Source organism: Acinetobacter seohaensis, from assembly GCF_056431365.1.
In genome coordinates, this window is record NZ_JBWKMK010000013.1 from 1 (window position 1) to 617 (window position 617).

Consider the following 617-nt stretch of genomic DNA (forward strand, 5'->3'; position numbering starts at 1 on the left):
ATTTATTTCAGACTCAATTTTTGCCAATCTGTTAATGAATTAATGCGTCTTCGTCAGACCGCACTAAATACTGTGATATTTAAATCACAGAACTTAATAAGCTTATACTTACTAAATTCTGTAATCTTTAGCTTATACCCATACTCAATAAGTACGTGGTGGAGACTAGGAGAGTCGAACTCCTGACCTCCTGCGTGCAAAGCAGGCGCTCTACCAACTAAGCTAAGTCCCCAGCTTATCATCTGTGATTCGATGTATCTTCAATTCCTGTAACTTGATTTATTCAATCTAGGTCAAAGTCATGGTGGGTCTGACAAGACTTGAACTTGTGACCCCACGCTTATCAAGCGTGTGCTCTAACCAACTGAGCTACAGACCCTGAGAAAAATCAAAGCATCGCTTTGTATTTTTCGCAAGACAAACGCAGTGCGTAGTATCTGCTACTCAATCCAATTCGAAAACCTCGAATTATCTTTTAAGACACATCGTCATGAAGAACAACTTGTTGTGGATTCTTACCAATCGTCAATCTTTCGTTAAGGAGGTGATCCAGCCGCAGGTTCCCCTACGGCTACCTTGTTACGACTTCACCCCAGTCATCGGCCACACCGTGGTAA

Annotated in this window: 2 tRNA genes and 1 rRNA gene; all 3 read right to left on the reverse strand. The window is 41.8% G+C overall.

Annotation, left to right across the window (positions count from 1 at the left end):
- Positions 1 to 156 precede the first annotated feature (156 nt).
- Positions 157 to 232 (reverse strand) — tRNA-Ala (locus tag AC07E5_RS01405).
- Between the two features lie 70 nt (positions 233 to 302).
- Positions 303 to 379: transfer RNA gene (locus tag AC07E5_RS01410), tRNA-Ile, on the reverse strand.
- Between the two features lie 158 nt (positions 380 to 537).
- A 16S ribosomal RNA gene (locus AC07E5_RS01415) occupies positions 538 to 617 on the reverse strand; the annotation flags it as partial.